Raw genomic sequence first — 17394 nt, 5'->3', positions numbered from 1 at the left:
CTGAAAAACCAGTTTAATGCGCCCCGTTGCCCAGATAGCTCAGTCGGTAGAGCAGGGGATTGAAAATCCCCGTGTCGGCGGTTCGATTCCGTCTCTGGGCACCAAATACCGAAAACCCTGAATCGCAAGATTCAGGGTTTTTTTATGCCTGGGATTTGATGGGGCACTGTCCCAGCCACTATCGAAGCGCCGGACGAAGCATCAATTCCCCATCCCCTATCCCCACGCCAGCAGGCGTCTGTAACGCTTGCCGACGCTGAGACCGGAAAAGTGCCAAGCATTTGCTTATCGACCCTTCGTGGCAATCTCTCAGATCTGTCGGAACGCTCCTTATGCTTTAACGGAAATGTCTGACATACCCTGACCATCGGATTGGGCAGGATCGGAAGAGGAGCTGCCGCAAACCGGGAGCAGATAAGCAACGGGGATGTAGACAATGACTGACGCCATTAAATTAGACGTCGAAACCACTGAGTTCTTTACTGAACAAGAAATCAGAACTTTCAACTTTGATATTCGGCAGTCAACCTTGCTTCACAAGTTCGCCGAAGAACTGGCCGCCATCGGCGGGCCGCAGGCAACAGGAGTCAAGTCCAAAGCCTCTCGGGCAGCCGCCGAACTAAAGCTCTCGTTTTCGACAGACCAATGCGAATTGCTGGGAGCCTACTCCGATGGCCTCATTTCCGTATTGATCTTTGAAGGGCTGCAAAAAATCACCGATGTCAGCCCTCCAGATGAACTTCCAGACCTGACATCCCTGGAAAATCGATACGACGTCCTTTGCCTGGCCGCCCGTAATCAGATCTTATTGAACCTGGCGGATAACAGTGCCTTTGCCTATGACATGGACAACGAAGGGAAACTGGTTCGATTGGTTGCCAACTTCAAAGGTGGAGGACTCATCAAAATCAATGCCGAGCCGGAAATCAAAGAATTGAGCTCCCATTCCGGCCTCGCGCTTGGCCCGCATACCGAGGCACCTTACTGGTGCGCCGTGAACGCGAAAGACGGGCACTCGCCCTCTCCGTCGTCGCTCATACTTTCCGCCCTGTGGAACCCGAGCCTGGAACCTACGCGGGTCATTCCGCTGCCTCCCATACTCGAAAAAATCGGCGTCACCCACTGCCTCGCACTGACCACGGATAATTTCCAGTTCACTCGTAGTGATTCCTTTGTCAGCGGCAAAGGGGAAGATGGTCGCAACGTTTCGATTCTGGAGTTCGACGACAAGGTCGGGTTCGCAGCCCGCTTTAACTCGTATCGCTTTTCGGTCAATGACAACGCCTCGAATTTTGTCAAAACGGCCTACGCCGCCCTTTGCCAGGGGGTAAGCGAAGCAACTCCAGTCGAGTACACGCTGACGCAAGAGTCAGCCATGGTCATCAATAATGTCCGAGCCTTGCACTGTCGCGATGTCATCAAAGACAACAGACGTGTTCTGGTGCGCATTTTCGGTCTATCGAAATTTTCGACCCCTCTTGTTATTTCAGAGGATCCGTTGCGGCTGCAGGGATGATTTTGTCACACGTTCAGACTGCTGGTTTTGTGGATAACCGGCCAATAATTATAAAAGAGGGAATGTAATGTCTTGGGATGTAATTGGGATGTTGGCGCTCGTCGCATTTTGCGCCGGTTTTTTTGATGCTATTGCAGGTGGTGGTGGACTGATTACGTTGCCTGCACTGTTTTTGGCCGGTGTAGACCCCATCAGTGCAATTGCAACGAACAAGTTCCAGGCCGCTTCGGCAACTATTTCAGCAACTGTAACCTTTGCTCGCAAAGGAATGATCGAGTGGCGCGAAGGTCGCGTCCTGGTGATCTGCGGATTTATTGGCGGCGCCAGTGGCGCCTTGCTGGTCAGCTCTGTTGATAAGCGATATCTGGAAGTTTGCGTGCCTATCATGCTGATTCTGGTGGCCATCTATTTTGCGCTCTCTCCAAAGCTCGCCAATGAAGATCGACGCAAGAGAATCGGTATTCTGCTTTTTTCGTTTACCGTGGCGCCGATCCTGGGCTTTTACGACGGTATATTTGGCCCCGGTGTGGGCTCTTTCTTTATTGTCGGGTTTGTACTTCTCTGCGGCTTGGGCATGATGCGGGCCATGAGTTTTACCAAACTTGCCAACGCCTCATGCAACCTGGGTTCTTTGTCGGTCTTCATTACCAAAGGTGTGATTATCTGGCCGGCTGCCATAGCCATGGCTTTGGCAGCCTTCATCGGCGCCCAATTGGGTGCACGAGCCGCTGTTCGCGTCGGTCCACGGTTGATCAAACCCATGTTGATCGTGGTCTGCTGCGCCTTGGCCATCAAACTGCTGAGCGTAGAAAGCAATCCCTTGCGCGTCGCGGTCCTTAAGTCGGTGGCTTCGCTATGATTACCGGTGCAGCGCTGGAATCTGGTGGGTTCGGCTTCCGGCTGTCCTCTACGACTTGTTCCTACGCGCAAAGGGCTTAAAACAGCGGCACGTTTGCGCTTTAATGCTCAGGATTTCTTTTCTGAAAGGACAGAAGCCTATGGCATCCCTGACCAAGCAACAAAAGCGAGCCAAACGCGCCAAGGTAAAGGCCAAGCAACAGCGTGTGGCTCGAAGCATTCACCCTACTTCCCCGCTCAATGGTTTCTCTGATGAGGCGGACGCCTATCCGATCGAGTTCTTCGAGGCGCTGTTCACCCAATTTCAAGAAGCAGAAAACCAAAGCCGTAAAGCGCTATTTGTAGCGATGTTCATAGCTCTGACCGATGTGTTGTCGGCAACCCCCGAGCTTCAACAGGAGCTCATCGAACCGGGTGATCCTTCAGAATCGATGGCCATGCTCAGCCAATCGTTTTTGATTGATTATCGAAAGTGGGCTTATGGCGCTACAGAGACTGAAACCCTTGAATGGCTCACCAGGTCTGACGTGCTCGACGATTTCACTCAGGCCATGGAGGAAGCGGTAGCCGAGTTGTCGGCAGGGCTGCCTGGAGATGGTGAATAACGTCGCTCGCAAATTAACAAACTGAACAGGTGATGCCTGCACATCGATTAATGGCATCCGTCCAACAAGAATCGCAGCCGACCTCATCAGGGAGTTGTAGATGTGCTCCGTGGCGATTTCAAGCAGTCCGAGTTCAGCCGCATCATCTTGTCGTTTATCGTGTAATGTCGACTAGAATGCGTGCTGGATTCTAGACAAACTTTCAGACCTTTTTAGACGAAAAGCACTAGCAAAACAAATTGCTCAATCTGCTCAATGCCGGGACGACACGCGGCCAAACCATTGAAAGATCTAGCGGTTTGCCAACGATCGATGAATTCTGAAACCCTCAGATATCAACTCTATTTAAACAAACTCTAGACAAACTCCCCGTGGAGGCGACTGGAAACGTTTTTGTGACCGTGCTCTATGAGCTGCTGAAAAAGATGCGGGAACAGATCTGATCGAGCGCTGTAACACGCCACGGAGCGTAAGCGGGTGTCTTGGGTAAAGTCGAACACCAAAGCAACACCGTTAGCACTCACGCCTCTATTCGGCGCTGTTCCAATGAAAGACCAGATTGCGGGCCGCACCGCTTCCCACATCAGCCGTGTCACGTCGTTCCTCGCCATTGCGCGTTGCGACAACGGTGTACTTGCCGGGAGGCAATTGAACGTACACCAGCGGGCCAGCCTCACTCAGGGTGAGCACGGTTTGCCCTTCGGCCTTCTGAATAGCCACCTCCACACCGGGGACGTATTTATTTTCCGGCCCTATAGCGAAGGTCATGTGCAAGTTGTAGCCCGTGGTCTGCTGGATAGCCTTCGCCTCATCCTCGCCGACACCACCGGAAAGATAGCTAATCCCGTTTTGCTCTTGCCGTTGAACTTGCACGCCTGAACTGTCGATTGGCTCCAGACTGGCCGCCTCTAACATCACGGGAAACATCAACAGCCCCACGGCGGCGAGCGGCAGAATGAATGCATGGACGTGTTTCATGATGGGCACTCCCGGGTTCCGCAGATCCCATTCGTTACCTTATTTTTGATTTCCCTGAGTTCCGCCGGTTTTAGATTGATTGGATCTTGGGCTCACTGCGAAATGGACTACACGTTGTATTCCCCCAGCATGGATTGCCGTCGGAGCGATCCCGCAAAACCAATCGGGCTTTCCTTCCGATTTACCAGCCGCGCCCGGCATCGTCGCCCAACCCGCCTCTGCAATCCTCTTCTGCCTGTTCACATAACGCGGAAGACTTCATGAGCGCACTCAAACCCGATGACACTCAAGACCCACAACTCGCCTCGCTATTAGGCAGTCTTGGCGGACTGATCCGCGAGGCACGGCAGAAGGTGCTACGGACGGTCGATACGGTCCAGGTGCAAACCTGCTGGCAGATTGGGAGGCATATTGTGGAGTTTGAGCAGGAGGGAGCCCGGCGGGCGGGTTATGGGAAGCAGTTGCTGGCAACGCTAGCGCAATGCCTGACAGCAGAGTTCGGGAAGGGCTTTGACAACTCTAATCTTCGGTACATGCGCCTGTTTTACCAAGCATTCCCAATTCGTGACGCACTGCGTCACGAATTGAGCTGGACCCACTATCGCAGGTTGCTGCGAGTCGATAGTGACACGGCACGCACATGGTATATGGACGAAGCTGCCAGCCAAAACTGGTCAAGCCGCGCTCTGGAACGCCAGATCAACACCCTCTACTACGAACGCCTGCTGACAAGCCGCGACCGACCTGCCGTCAAACAGGAAGCCGCCACTAATATCCAAAAACTGAATGCACACCCGCGGGATTTCATCAGGGATCCGGTGATGCTGGAGTTTCTTGGCGCGCCCAACGCGGGCTTAACTCAGGAAACCAATCTAGAGCAGGCACTGATCCATCAGCTTCAAGCCTTCCTGCTTGAACTGGGCAAGGGCTTTGCCTTCATCGCCCGCCAACAACGCATCAGCACCGAAAGCAAAGACTTCTACATTGATCTGGTGTTCTACAACTACTTGCTCAAGTGTTTCGTCATCTTCGATCTCAAGCGCGGCGAGCTGACTCATCAAGACGTAGGCCAAATGGACATGTACGTGCGAATGTACGACGACCTAAAACGCAGACCGGAGGATGGGCCCACCGTCGGCATCATCCTCTGTGCGCGAAAAGATGAATCAGTAGTCCGCTACTCCGTGCTGAAAGACAACGAACAACTCTTCGCCAGCAAATACAAAACAGTCCTGCCCAGCGAAGAGGAACTACGCGCGGAACTGGACAGGGAACAGGCGGCAATTGAGGAGCGACTGCTCGATCAGATCCCTTTATAACCCCGCATGGATTGTTCACCAGACGCTTGAAGACTATCGTTGGCAGCTACCCGCAAAGGTCCGAAGTCGATGAATTCGCAGGACGTGCCACTGGCACCTACTCAAATCGAGTTGCCGCTGCCAGCCTCCGCTTCTGGCGAACCGTTCAGGGAGCCCGCCGCAGATGGCTTCGTCCTCGGCGGGTTCACTTGGCGGCACGCGCCTGCGGACATCGCGCGCCCGGTCGTCATCATCAACGCTGCCACCTCAGTCCGCTGCCGGCATTACTCACGGTTCGCCGATTACCTTTTCACCAACGGCTTCGACGTCATCACCTACGATTACCGCGGCATTGGCGAATCACGCCCTGCATCATTAAAAAATCTCGACGCTTCATGGTCCGACTGGGGCGCGATGGATTTCGAAGCGATGCTCAAGCGCGCTCAGCGTGAATTTCCCAGCCAGCCCATCGATGTCGTCGGCCACAGCTTTGGAGGCTGTGCGGCGGGCCTGGGAGCTTCAGGACATCTGATCCGGCGCCTGGTGACCGTCGGTGCGCAATTCGCTTACTGGCGCGACTATGCGCCTGCACATCGCTGGCGGATGTTTGGCAAATGGCATGTAGTGATGCCGCTGATCACGATGATCTGCGGATACTTTCCCGGAAAGCGCCTTGGCTGGCTGGAAGACACACCCGCCGGTGTAGTCCGCGACTGGAGCGCGCCCACCGCCCGGTACGAAACGCGCCCGAGCGGTCGAATGATCACCGCGAAAACCGGCTCGCTACCCTTCGCGACGATGACTGCCAATACCCTTGCCATCAGCATCACCGACGATCCTTACGGCACAATCCCGGCCATCGAACGTCTGCTGGGCTACTTCAGCGGCGGCACGAAAACTCACCTGCGAATCGCCCCCGAAGACATCGGCGAAGCAGAAGTCGGACATTTCGCCTTTTTTCGTAGCGCATACCAAGCCACACTATGGCCCATTGCATTGTCCTGGCTGCAAAACGGCGAATTGGCCCCCGATACCCCCGGGCGGACAGTACCGCGCAGCGAGTCCTTTTAACGCACGACGGATCAAAACCCATGGCCTCCGCCAACAAGCAGCAAAAACGCGCCACCCGCGCCAAAGCCAAGGCCAAGCAGAACCGCACCCAACGGGCTGCCGCGCCGGTCGAGCTGGATCCGAACGATGATCGCATCGACTTTGAATCGGTGGACCTCACCGAACTGTTCAAAGAAATGATCGACGCGGAAAAAATCAGCCAACAAGCCATGTGCGCGGCTTTTCTTGAACACCCGCTGCTCGCGCTGGTGCTGGAGCAGGAAGGCGAAGAAACAGCCACAGACTTCATCATCGCCGCGCTGATCGAGTATCGCCAATGGTCCACTGAAGTCGACGAAGCCGGCGCCCTGGCCTGGATCGAATCCCCAGCCTTCCAGGTTGATTACGTGGCGGCTTCCGAAGCCATCGCAGCCCAAAACCAACAGAAACCGAACTGAGTTCCCATGGCATCCCTGAACAAGCAACAGAAACGCGCCAAACGCGCCAAGATCAAAGCCCGGCAGATCAATATCCACGGCAGAAAACCCGCCGCGCTGGACGATGACCTGGGCGACATCGGCGAGCCGATTCCGGAATACACCCTGGCGATGTTCAGCAAGATGCGCGACGCGGAAGCCACCAGCCGCAACGACATGCTGCTGACGCTGCTGTCAGACCTCGCCGGGATCATCAGCGACCATCCAGACCTGCTGGACATGGAAAACGCCGACAACGAAGCCATGGCCGCCACTCACCTGGCCGCCGACATGCTGATCGACTACCGCATGTGGGCCGACGGCATGGACCGCGATGCCGCCCAGGCCTGGCTGACCGATCCGCAGTTCATCACCGACTTCGGCGATGCGCTGGACAGCTATCGTCAGTCGCTGGATGCGCAGGAAGAAAAATCCGAGTAAGTACCGCCGCTAGAAAAAACGGCCGCGCGTCATCACTGACAGCGGCCGTTTTTTGTGGAGGCAACAAACCAGAAAAACTTGACATGACCTCCCGTCAGCGGCGACGTATATCCCATTGACATATCCCTAAAAAATTCTATTCTTTGAGCTCACAACAGCCACAGAAACGCAGGAGGCCAACATGGAACAGACCACCCTTTTCATGAGCAATCGAAGCCAGGCTGTCCGCCTTCCTAAAGCTGTGGCAATGCCAAGCGATGTAAAACGAGTCAACGTAGTCGCCATCGGCAGGGCTCGCATCATCACCCCGGCAGACGAAACATGGGATAGCTGGTTCGACGGCGATGGAGTGAGCACGGACTTTATGTCTAATCGCGACCAACCCGCTGATCAGGAGCGTGAGTCGTTCTGATGATCAAGTTCATGCTCGATACCAACATCTGCATCTTCACCATCAAGAACAAACCGCAAATCGTAAGAGAAGCTTTCAACCTTCATGACGGACAATTGTGCATCAGTGCGGTGACGCTGATGGAGCTGATCTACGGTGCCGAAAAATCAGCAACACCCGAAAAGAATCTCGCGGTGATCGAGGGTTTGGCGGCACGCCTCGAGGTCTTGCCTTTTGATAATGAAGCGGCCGCACACACCGGAATGATCAGGTCCGAATTGGCGAAGGCTGGAACGCCCATTGGCCCTTATGACCAGATGATTGCCGGGCATGCACGCTCACGCGGGTTCATCGTGGTAAGCAACAATCTACGGGAGTTCGAACGAGTCCCCGGCTTGCGCGTGGAAGACTGGGTTCACCCCGATTGAATCGAACGCAACCGAAAAAAAACGGCCGCTTGTCATCACTGACAGCGGCCGTTTCTTCACTTCAACAATCGGGCTTTAGCCAAAAGACTCAGCGCGCGACTGCCGCGACTACCTTCTCGTTGCGACGACGGCGGGCAACCAGCAAGCCGGCAGCAACCACCAGAGCGCTCAGCAAACCGGTCGCGAGGATTTCCACGCGGTGGGCGTCCTGGAACAACATGATGGTCAGGGCCGCGACGATGAAGACGATCACCGCGTAGGTCAGGCCTGGGAACAGCCACATGCTGAAGGCGATTTTTTCACCGCGGGCCACGCGCTGTTTGCGCATGCGCAGTTGCGAGATCGCGATCACCAGGTACACCAGCAACGCGATGGCGCCGGAGCTGGCCAGCAGGAATTCGAACACCGCAGTCGGAGCCACGTAGTTGGCGAATGTTGCCAGGAACGCTGCGCCCGTGGACAACATCACCGCCCAGTATGGCGTGCCACTCTTGTTGGTGCGCGTGGACACGGCCGGCGCATCACCGCGTTTGCCCAGGGAGAACATCATGCGCGACGAGGTGTACAGCGCCGAGTTCAAGCAGCTGGTCACAGCGACCAGTACCACGATGTCGACGATCATCTTGGCGTTCGGGATGCCCATGCGTTCTAGCACGGTCTGATAGGAGCCAACGCTGGCCAATACCGGGTCGTTCCATGGCACCAGGGCCACGACGATGAAGATCGATACGAGGTAGAACAAACCGATCCGCCAGATCACCGAGTTGGTGGCCTTGGAGATTTGCTTGCCCGGGTTTTTCGATTCCGCGGCCGCGATGGTCACGATCTCGGTGCCCATGAAGGAAAACATGGTGGTCAGGATGGCACCCAACACGGCGCCCATGCCATTTGGCAGGAAGCCCTGAGTGTCGAACAGGTGCGAAACGCCGCTGACCTGGCTGTTCGGCAGGAAGCCGAAGATCGCCAGAACGCCGAGAATAATGAAACCGATGATCGCCACAACCTTGAGTAGAGCGAACCAGAACTCGAACTCGCCGTAGTTCTTCACGCTGAACAGGTTAGTGACGGTCAGTAGCATCGTGATGACCAGGGCGAAAGCCCAGATGTCCACGCCAGGGAACCAGGCATGCAGAATGGTTGCGGCGGCATTGGCCTCCAGCGGGATGACCAGCACCCAGAACCACCAGTACAACCAGCCGATGGTAAAACCGGCCCAGTGACCGATCGCGCGATCGGCGTATGTCGAGAAGGAGCCGGTGTCCGGAGAGGCAACCGCCATTTCACCCAACATGCGCATCACCAACACGACCAGCATACCGGCTGCGGCGTAGGCCAACAGCACGGCCGGGCCTGCTGCAGCGATAGCGTGGCCCGAGCCAACGAACAGGCCGGCGCCGATAACCCCGGCGATCGACAGCATGGTCACATGGCGCGGTTTGAGCCCCTGTTCGAGGCCGTTAGAGCTTTGGGTATTGCTCATTGAAACTACCTTTGTAAGGAAAAGCGAATGCGTGCATCCCGCCGTGAATTCTCTTCTGTAAAAAGAAACCAACGGGGCGTTCCGGAATCTGCACGCAATAAGTGCGCCAAAATGTTTCAAAACCCTCTAGTCCGGCGATCTCGTCCTGACCGGACAGTCATCGCAAGTCATTGAAAGCAATGGCACTTTGCCAGAACGTTACCCTGCGACTCACTTAAGGAAACGAATCTACGCACCGGAAACACACCGCAAAAAGGCTCAGCGCACAATAAAGGTGCAGATCAGGAACGTTTGGCCGGTTAGCGCTTCCAACACCCTGCCAAAGCTGGCAACATCGCGCCCTTTTTTACGGGACAGCCGCACCCCATCTGGTTCAAACGGCTGTTCGGTTGATAGCAGCGCGACAGTCTGCTGTACCGATGCGACAACCTGCCGCATGCCACCCGTTTACCACCCGTAGCGCTGTTGGCTGCCATTCAGACGCTATGCTAGGTTGGCCGCCTTGCCAGGAAGGCCCGCCAACAGCAGGAGCGCAACATAAATGAGGAACGCACATGGCTGAGGCCACGCCCGCGCTTGAAATCCGCAACTTGCACAAACGCTACGGACAGCTTGAGGTGCTCAAAGGCATCTCGCTGACCGCCCGCGACGGCGATGTGATCTCGATCCTGGGTTCCTCCGGTTCCGGCAAGTCCACGTTCCTGCGTTGCATCAACCTGCTGGAAAACCCGCATCAAGGACAGATCCTGGTGGCCGGCGAAGAACTCAAGCTCAAAGCCGCCAAGAACGGCGAACTGGTCGCGGCCGACGGAAAACAGATCAACCGCCTGCGCAGCGAGATTGGTTTTGTGTTTCAAAACTTTAATCTGTGGCCGCACATGAGCGTGCTGGACAACATCATCGAAGCGCCGCGTCGAGTGCTCGGTCAGAGCAAGGCCGAAGCCATCGAAGTCGCCGAAGCCCTGCTGGCCAAGGTCGGCATCGCCGACAAGCGTCACGCCTACCCGGCGCAATTGTCCGGCGGCCAGCAACAGCGCGCGGCCATCGCCCGCACACTCGCGATGCAGCCCAAGGTCATCCTGTTCGACGAACCCACCTCCGCCCTTGACCCGGAAATGGTCCAGGAAGTACTTAATGTCATCCGCGCCTTGGCCGAAGAAGGTCGCACCATGCTGCTGGTCACCCACGAAATGGGGTTCGCCCGTCAGGTGTCCAGCGAAGTGGTGTTCCTCCACCAGGGGCTGGTAGAAGAGCAAGGATCGCCACAGCAGGTGTTCGAAAACCCGCTTTCGGCGCGCTGCAAACAATTCATGTCCAGCAACCGCTAACGGAGCTACCCGCATGCAGAACTACAAAAAGGTCTTCCTGGCAGCCGCCGTCACCCTGGCCTTCAGCGCCGGTGCCATGGCCGAAACCCTGAAGATGGGCATCGAAGCGGCCTACCCGCCGTTCAACAACAAAGATGCCAGTGGCAATGTCGTCGGCTTCGACAAGGAAATCGGCGACGCCCTGTGCGCCAAGATGAAAGTCGAATGCACCGTGGTCACCTCCGACTGGGACGGCATCATCCCGGCCCTGAACGCCAAGAAGTTCGACTTCCTGATCTCCTCGATGTCGATCACCGACGAGCGCAAGCAAGCGGTGGACTTCACCGACCCGTACTACTCGAACAAGCTGCAGTTCATCGCACCGAAAAACGTCGACTTCAAGACCGACAAGGATGCGCTGCAAGGCAAAGTGATCGGCGCCCAACGCGCGACACTGGCCGGCACCTGGCTTGAAGACAACATGCCTGACGTCAAAACCAGCCTCTATGACACCCAGGAAAACGCCTACCTCGACCTGACTGCCGGTCGCCTGGACGGCATCCTGGCGGACAAGTACGTCAACTACGAGTGGCTGAAAAGCGACGCCGGCAAATCTTACGAATTCAAAGGCGACCCGGTGGAAGAAAGCGACAAGATCGGTATCGCTGTGCGTAAAGGCGACCCGATCCGCGAGAAGCTGAACGTCGCGCTGAAAGAAATCGTTGCTGACGGCACCTACAAAAAGATCAACGACAAGTACTTCCCGTTCAGCATCTATTGATTCTGACCTGCCTGACTGGCGCCGTTCGCTGACGGCGCCAGTCTCTGGCATTGCCTGCCGCGATTTGAAAAGAAATCCATGAATATCGACCTCTACGGATTCGGCCCGGCGCTCGCCGCTGGCGCGCTGATGACTGTGAAACTGGCACTCTCGGCCCTGTGTCTCGGGCTGGTGCTCGGATTGCTCGGCGCCTTGGCCAAGACTTCCCCGTACAAGCCGTTGCAATGGCTTGGCGAAACCTACTCGACCATCGTGCGCGGTGTACCGGAACTGTTGTGGGTGCTGTTGATGTACTACGGCACCGTCAACTTAATGAGCGCCTTGGGCGAGCACTTCGGTAATCCCGAACTGGCCCTGAGCCCTTTTGTCGCGGGTGTGATCGCCCTTGGCCTGTGTTTCGGTGCTTATGCCACGGAAGTGTTTCGCGGTGCGATCCTGGCGATACCCAAAGGCCACCGTGAAGCCGGTGTAGCGTTAGGCCTTTCAAAATGGCGCATCTTCACGCGCCTGATCATGCCGCAGATGTGGCGCATCGCCCTTCCCGGCCTGGGCAACCTGTTCATGATCCTGATGAAAGACACCGCGCTGGTGTCGGTGATAGGCCTAGAAGAAATCATGCGTCACGCACAGAACGCCGTGACCTTCGCCAAGCATCCATTCACGTTCTTCCTGGTCGCGGCGATCATGTACCTGGGCCTGACAGTTCTAGCCATGACTAGCATGCATTTTCTGGAAAAACGAGCTGCCCGCGGCTTTGTGAGGACGACGTAATGGAATGGGAAGTCATATACAAATGGCTACCGAAGTTCATCCAGGGCGCCACCCTGACGCTGGAACTGGTGGGCATCGCCGTAATCCTAGGCCTGCTGCTGGCCATCCCTTTGGGCATCGCGCGCTCCTCCAAGCTCTGGTACGTCCGCGCTTTCCCCTATGCCTACATCTTTTTCTTTCGCGGCACCCCGCTGCTGGTGCAATTGTTCCTGGTCTATTACGGCCTGGCGCAGTTCGACGCCGTGCGCAACAGCTCGATGTGGATTTATCTACGCGACCCGTTCTGGTGCGCCACCGCCACTATGACTCTGCATACCGCGGCTTACATCGCGGAGATCCTGCGCGGCGCGATCCAGGCGATTCCACCGGGTGAGATCGAAGCGGCACGTGCCTTGGGCATGTCCAGAGCCAAGGCAATGTTCTATATCATCTTGCCGCGCGCGGCACGTATCGGCCTCCCGGCTTACAGTAACGAAGTGATCCTGATGCTCAAGGCCAGCTCACTGGCGAGCACCGTCACCCTGCTGGAACTCACCGGCATGGCCCGCACGATCATTGCTCGCAACTACCTGACAGTAGATATGTTCTTCACCGCTGGTGTGTTCTATTTGCTGATGTCGTTCGTGCTGGTGCAAGCGTTCCGACAGCTGGAGCGCTGGTTGCGCGTCGATGCCTGCCAAGGGCGTTGATTCTTCCCACGTGCTGACGGGCGAGGACTTACTCGCCCGTTTCATGGCGCTGGATGCTTTTCTGATCGAGCATCAGGCGCTTTGGAAGCCTCGACCGTTTACTCATCTGCGGCTTCCTTGGGAAGCGTCCTACCCAGAGTTGGCTTTATGGCTACGTGGGCGGTCGCTGGAAGACGCGGAAAACAGTCATAACCAACCTTGTCTGCTGGATGCGCCGGAGCCGTTTGCTTCGTTGGCGGCGTTATCCCTCGAGTTGGGTTCGGTGGGCGAGTTATCGGCTCACACGCTGGAAATAGCCGGGCATCGTTTGAATGTCGATGTGCCGGGGCGCAAGTGGCAGCAGATCGAGGCGTTTGCCAGTCGGTTATCGTTTGCCGTGCCTCCGAAACATTGGCTGGATTGGTGCTCTGGCAAGGGCCACCTGGGGCGACGGTTGCTGCAAGCCGGTCAGCAGCTTACTTGTCTTGAATACGATCCCGCGCTGGTCCTTAGCGGCCAAGCGCTTAGCCAACGTCATCAACTGCATGCGCTGCATGTTGAGCAGGATGTACTCGCGCCTGGCGCCGCCTCTTTGTTGAACGCCGATCACACGCCAGTCGCGCTGCACGCCTGTGGCGATCTGCATGTGCGACTGATCCAGCTCGCCAGCGCCGCCGGGTGCAAACAAATGGCTGTTGCACCGTGTTGCTATAACCGGATCAGTCTTCCTGCGTACCAGCCAGTTTCCTCTGTAGGTTTGCGCTCCGACCTACAACTATCACTCGATGATCTCTCACTCCCAATGAGCGAAACCGTCACCGCCGGTGCCCGCGTCCGACGTCAGCGCGACACCTCCATGGCCCGGCGCCTGGCGTTCGACATGCTGCAACGGCAACTGCGCGGAGTTGATGAATACCTGCCCACGCCTTCCCTGCCCAGCGCCTGGCTGGACAGATCCTTCGCTGACTACTGCCATCATTTGGCCGCACTTAAAGAGTTATCCACAATCGGTCCGCTAGATTGGTCAGCCATTGAAGCCGCCGGTTGGCAGCGACTGGCAGAAGTACGCAATCTGGAACTCCTGCGCGGACTTTTCCGACGCCCGCTTGAGCTTTGGCTGGTACTTGATCGAGCACTTTTCCTCGCCGAGCAGGGTTATACCGTTCGCCTCGGCACTTTCTGTGAAGCCCCCCTCACGCCGCGTAATTTCCTGTTGCTGGCGGAACGTGCCTAAACAGCAGCAGCCTGTGGATAACTCTGTTGATGAAATATCGTGGATCCAATATCCACGCCTGTTTCAGCGCTGAAACTAAACTGTTCAATTTTCGTACACTCGAATAAAAAACCGGAAAAACAGGCATTTGCGAGAAAGAGAGAACGGATCCAAATTTTCGAACTTAACCGTGTGCGCCGGACTCCCCGTTGTGCATAAGCATTAAGCCAAAAGAACATAAACGACCTGGATATCCTCAACTATCTTTGCCAAGCGTCAGAATTCTCTGACGTCAGGGACAGCAAGGAGCTGGGAAAACATGAGCACATTGAACAGTGCACAGGAAGCCGTCGATACCGTCGCCAACGAAGCCATTTACGCTGCGTTGCAGCAAACCTTCGCGGTGGGCGGCGCCATCATCAACAACGCAACGGGCGAGGTCATCGCCGCATTGCACAACAACGTGCTGATGCCCTTCCCTGGCAGTGGCACGACCTGGTTTCTACCCCATGACCCGACCGCCCACGGCGAGCGACAGCTGGTGGACTGGTATTACGAAAACGTCGCGCCACTGAACCTGCCACCGCCCAGCCAACTGACCGTCGTCACCACGCTCGACCCGTGCGCCATGTGCGCCGGTTCGCTGCTGACCGCAGGATTCAACGTCGCCGTCAGTGCGATCGACGACTACGCAGGCATCAACTACAACAGCCACTTCACCTTTCCGTCGCTGCCGCCGAAAATCCGCCAGCAAGCGCAGGATACGTGGGGTTATTACGCCATTGCAGCGCCGGTCAGCCGCGCCTATCAGGGCTCGAACAGCCCGGTGTTTGGCGGCCAGACGATCGACTCGGCGGCGTACTTCCTTTGCAGCTCAATCTTTTCCGCGAGCGTCAACACAGTGCGCGAGGCCAGTAACAACAGCGGCCTGCCGCCAGATCAACTGCAAAACCCGGCCACCCTGCCGGCCAATAGCAAAGTGCGTCAGGCACTGACAGCGCTCAGCCCGTTTGCGCTGACGGTGCAATCGGCGAACCCGCGCGACCCTGGTGCTGAACTTGCCTCACCGCTGCTGAAAACTGCACAACCCAACCCGAAAACTCCGGTATTCAACTCGGTAGCGCTGATTGATCCGTTCGGCAATTTGCTGGTTTGCCTGGGCGGCGCCGAGAATGAGTCGCCGATTCGTACAGCGTTCATGGAAACCACACGCAGCTACGCCGTCATGCGCTGGACCCTGATGAACGACCCAGACCCGGCGGTTCGCGCCCAGGCCGAGCAATACCTGACACATCCGAAGTACGGCACCTTCGTCTTCCTCTACGCGCCGGACCCAACAACGCCGCAGGCCGTAATGACCTTCGGCGCCTACGGTTCGACCATGGAAGGCCCCGTGCCGCAGAGCTATCCGTCCAACCTGCAATACGTGCTGCTGCCGGGCAATACCACCGCACAAGCCTTGTCGACACTGGCCCAGAACCTGCCGCCTTTCTACACCCAGAGCGTGCAAGTGGCGCCTGCGCAGGTGCTCAGTCAGGACTTGATCAACGCGGTTAAAAACGGCGTGTAATGCTTCACTGGCCAGCTCCGCAGAAGCGTCTGCGGGGCTGGTCTGACGGCTGCGTAAAAATAGTCTGAATTCAGGGGTTTACAGAAGCTATCCAATCGCTATAATCGTCGCCCTAACACGCCGGTATAGCTCAGTTGGTAGAGCAACTGACTTGTAATCAGTAGGTCCCGGGTTCGACTCCTGGTGCCGGCACCATACAAAACGAAGCCCTCGTAGAAATACGAGGGCTTTGTTGTTTCTGGAATGTCCACTTTTTGTCCACACCCTGGATCCCGTGGGAGCGAGCTTGCTCGCGATGAGGCCATCAAACCCACCGACAGTCTGCCGGCCAAGACAAAGGGCTGCCTTTCTTAGAACACCACGAACGAAGCAACCTCAACCAAACAGCATCCTTTGCCAATGATCCTCACCCACGATGGCAATCGAAGCCCCCGCCTCCCGCAGCTCCACTGCCTTCATGATCTTCGTTCCATAGGTACTGTGCCGCCACTGTTCATTACCCACGCTGCCTACCACCAGATAATGCACCTTCTTACTCACACCACCCCCAATCAAACCACCCCGCTCCTCGACCAACGCCTGACAATCCTTGCGCGGCCCAAAGGCCATGACACCCGTAAACACAAACATCCGGCCATCCCACACCAAATCAGGGGCCGGTGAATTGAAAGGAAGGTCCGTAGGAGCAACGACAACAGCACCGCAGACATTCGGTCTCTCAATGCCCACTCCAGAAAAACCACGCAGAATGTTAAGCAGCTCCAAGGACTCATCCTTGTCTAGAGCATCGTCTTGAAGCATGCACGCCAAACGCGAATACAGCAGATTGATCACCGGATCGTTTAGATGCGCGAGATTGCTCTCCAACCATTGCTTGAGAAAAACCGCTTCTGTGATGTTCACAACACCATCCGCCGTAATTCCAGCGGCCAGCCCCACCAAGGCATCGGCGGCGCGTCGATCGATACGGGCGCGGTGGAAGAATTTGCTGTTCTCGAACTCGCTGTGTAGATCCATTACGGTTTTTCCTTGGAGTGGTTATTGGCTCGATACGGAAGCATTTGCGGGGAAATGTGTGTTCAAAGCTAGCAGTACAGCGCGCTGACACCCCATTTTTTATCAGGAAAATTAACCCGTAGGCTTCGCAGGCACGCAATGCGCTGAATCTCCGACGGCCACATGAAAATCGTCGTAAATTTCCTTGTTGCTCAGTGGAAATGCTCCCTTGAAAGACGTGTACGTCGGATGTATGGCTTGTTTAGCGATATGTGTTTAAAGGCGTTGCGCGTCACTTCCTGAAAGCTACAAAACCTTGCGGCATTACCTACAGTTACCCCAGAATCCGCCGACTTGTGCGGCTATTGCCCGGGTTCTATCGTTGACCTGCCACTGCTCATCAGTGGTCGGGCTTAGCGGCTCGCGGTTCGTTTCTCGCACGTGCGTCCATCCCACAGGGGTTCCATGCCTGCGGTTTGATGGTGGCTGTACGCAGGGCGCCTTCGGGCGCACCGGCTTTGAGACGTTCCCCGGTCCGCTAACCTGCGTGCAGCTGCCACCCTTCTT

At 56.4% G+C, this 17394-nt stretch carries 18 protein-coding genes and 2 tRNA genes; 17 read left to right on the top strand and 3 right to left on the bottom strand.

Features of this window, described 5'->3' with window-relative positions; translation table 11 throughout:
• The first annotated feature begins 28 nt into the window (after positions 1-28).
• The 4 genes from ACA073_RS01585 (at position 29) to ACA073_RS01570 (ending at position 2979) form a co-directional block, all read left to right on the top strand.
• A tRNA-Phe gene (locus tag ACA073_RS01585) sits at positions 29-104 on the top strand.
• 332 nt (positions 105-436) lie between these two features.
• The gene (locus ACA073_RS01580; RefSeq protein WP_497401143.1) at positions 437-1516 is read left to right on the top strand and encodes a hypothetical protein; all 1080 of its coding nucleotides are present in this window, start codon (positions 437-439) and stop codon (positions 1514-1516) included.
• 67 nt (positions 1517-1583) lie between these two features.
• A complete protein-coding gene (locus ACA073_RS01575; RefSeq protein ID WP_497401141.1) occupies positions 1584-2375 on the top strand; it encodes a TSUP family transporter in 792 nt (263 codons plus the stop codon).
• A 139-nt stretch (positions 2376-2514) separates the two neighbouring features.
• Positions 2515-2979, top strand: a complete 465-nt coding sequence (locus ACA073_RS01570) for a hypothetical protein (protein ID WP_497401139.1) — start codon at positions 2515-2517, stop codon at positions 2977-2979.
• 528 nt (positions 2980-3507) lie between these two features.
• Here the strand turns inward: ACA073_RS01570 and ACA073_RS01565 are convergent.
• Positions 3508-3957 carry a carboxypeptidase regulatory-like domain-containing protein gene (locus ACA073_RS01565; protein WP_497401137.1) on the bottom strand — a complete coding sequence of 150 codons (450 nt, stop codon included), beginning with the start codon at positions 3955-3957 and terminating at the stop codon, positions 3508-3510.
• Positions 3958-4217: 260 nt separating this feature from the next.
• Between ACA073_RS01565 and ACA073_RS01560 the strand changes: the two genes are divergently transcribed.
• From ACA073_RS01560 to vapC, 6 genes are all read left to right on the top strand, one after another.
• Positions 4218-5276, top strand: coding sequence for a PDDEXK nuclease domain-containing protein (locus tag ACA073_RS01560; RefSeq protein ID WP_497401135.1), 1059 nt, complete (start codon positions 4218-4220; stop codon positions 5274-5276).
• A 69-nt stretch (positions 5277-5345) separates the two neighbouring features.
• Positions 5346-6326: an alpha/beta hydrolase family protein gene (locus tag ACA073_RS01555; RefSeq protein ID WP_497401133.1), complete on the top strand. Its 981-nt coding sequence runs from the start codon at positions 5346-5348 to the stop codon at positions 6324-6326.
• A 20-nt stretch (positions 6327-6346) separates the two neighbouring features.
• On the top strand, positions 6347-6763 hold the full coding sequence (locus ACA073_RS01550; RefSeq protein ID WP_497401131.1) for a hypothetical protein: 417 nt from the start codon (positions 6347-6349) through the stop codon (positions 6761-6763).
• Positions 6764-6769: 6 nt separating this feature from the next.
• On the top strand, positions 6770-7222 hold the full coding sequence (locus tag ACA073_RS01545) for a hypothetical protein (RefSeq protein WP_497401129.1): 453 nt from the start codon (positions 6770-6772) through the stop codon (positions 7220-7222).
• Between the two features lie 181 nt (positions 7223-7403).
• Complete coding sequence (gene vapB, locus ACA073_RS01540) at positions 7404-7634, top strand: type II toxin-antitoxin system VapB family antitoxin (protein ID WP_497401127.1); 231 nt, start codon at positions 7404-7406, stop codon at positions 7632-7634.
• Positions 7634-8041, top strand: coding sequence for a type II toxin-antitoxin system tRNA(fMet)-specific endonuclease VapC (gene vapC / locus ACA073_RS01535; protein ID WP_497401125.1), 408 nt, complete (start codon positions 7634-7636; stop codon positions 8039-8041). The genes vapB and vapC overlap by 1 nt, the downstream gene beginning before the upstream one ends.
• Before the next feature lie 88 nt (positions 8042-8129).
• On the opposite strand, the gene gabP is transcribed toward vapC, so the two are convergent.
• The gene (gene gabP, locus ACA073_RS01530) at positions 8130-9521 is read right to left on the bottom strand and encodes a GABA permease (RefSeq protein WP_497401124.1); all 1392 of its coding nucleotides are present in this window, start codon (positions 9519-9521) and stop codon (positions 8130-8132) included.
• A gap of 554 nt (positions 9522-10075) precedes the next feature.
• Here gabP and ACA073_RS01525 point away from each other — a divergent pair.
• The 7 genes from ACA073_RS01525 (at position 10076) to ACA073_RS01495 (ending at position 16026) form a co-directional block, all read left to right on the top strand.
• The gene (locus tag ACA073_RS01525; RefSeq protein WP_007897462.1) at positions 10076-10849 is read left to right on the top strand and encodes an ABC transporter ATP-binding protein; all 774 of its coding nucleotides are present in this window, start codon (positions 10076-10078) and stop codon (positions 10847-10849) included.
• Between the two features lie 13 nt (positions 10850-10862).
• Entirely contained in the window at positions 10863-11609 is a 747-nt protein-coding gene (locus tag ACA073_RS01520) for an ABC transporter substrate-binding protein (protein ID WP_497401122.1), read from the top strand.
• A gap of 78 nt (positions 11610-11687) precedes the next feature.
• Complete coding sequence (locus ACA073_RS01515) at positions 11688-12380, top strand: ABC transporter permease (RefSeq protein ID WP_497401120.1); 693 nt, start codon at positions 11688-11690, stop codon at positions 12378-12380.
• On the top strand, positions 12380-13069 hold the full coding sequence (locus ACA073_RS01510) for an ABC transporter permease (RefSeq protein ID WP_461969919.1): 690 nt from the start codon (positions 12380-12382) through the stop codon (positions 13067-13069). Before ACA073_RS01515 ends, ACA073_RS01510 begins: the two co-directional genes overlap by 1 nt.
• Complete coding sequence (locus ACA073_RS01505; protein ID WP_497401118.1) at positions 13050-14282, top strand: methyltransferase; 1233 nt, start codon at positions 13050-13052, stop codon at positions 14280-14282. Before ACA073_RS01510 ends, ACA073_RS01505 begins: the two co-directional genes overlap by 20 nt.
• A 298-nt stretch (positions 14283-14580) precedes the next feature.
• The gene (locus tag ACA073_RS01500; protein ID WP_497401116.1) at positions 14581-15831 is read left to right on the top strand and encodes a nucleoside deaminase; all 1251 of its coding nucleotides are present in this window, start codon (positions 14581-14583) and stop codon (positions 15829-15831) included.
• Between the two features lie 119 nt (positions 15832-15950).
• Positions 15951-16026 (top strand) — tRNA-Thr (locus tag ACA073_RS01495).
• Between the two features lie 180 nt (positions 16027-16206).
• On the opposite strand, the gene ACA073_RS01490 is transcribed toward ACA073_RS01495, so the two are convergent.
• Complete coding sequence (locus ACA073_RS01490) at positions 16207-16848, bottom strand: BRCT domain-containing protein (protein ID WP_497401114.1); 642 nt, start codon at positions 16846-16848, stop codon at positions 16207-16209.
• Positions 16849-17394 lie beyond the last annotated feature (546 nt).

This window comes from Pseudomonas sp. LBUM1670, from assembly GCF_059695695.1.
This window is presented reverse-complemented; position numbering and strand designations above follow the sequence as displayed.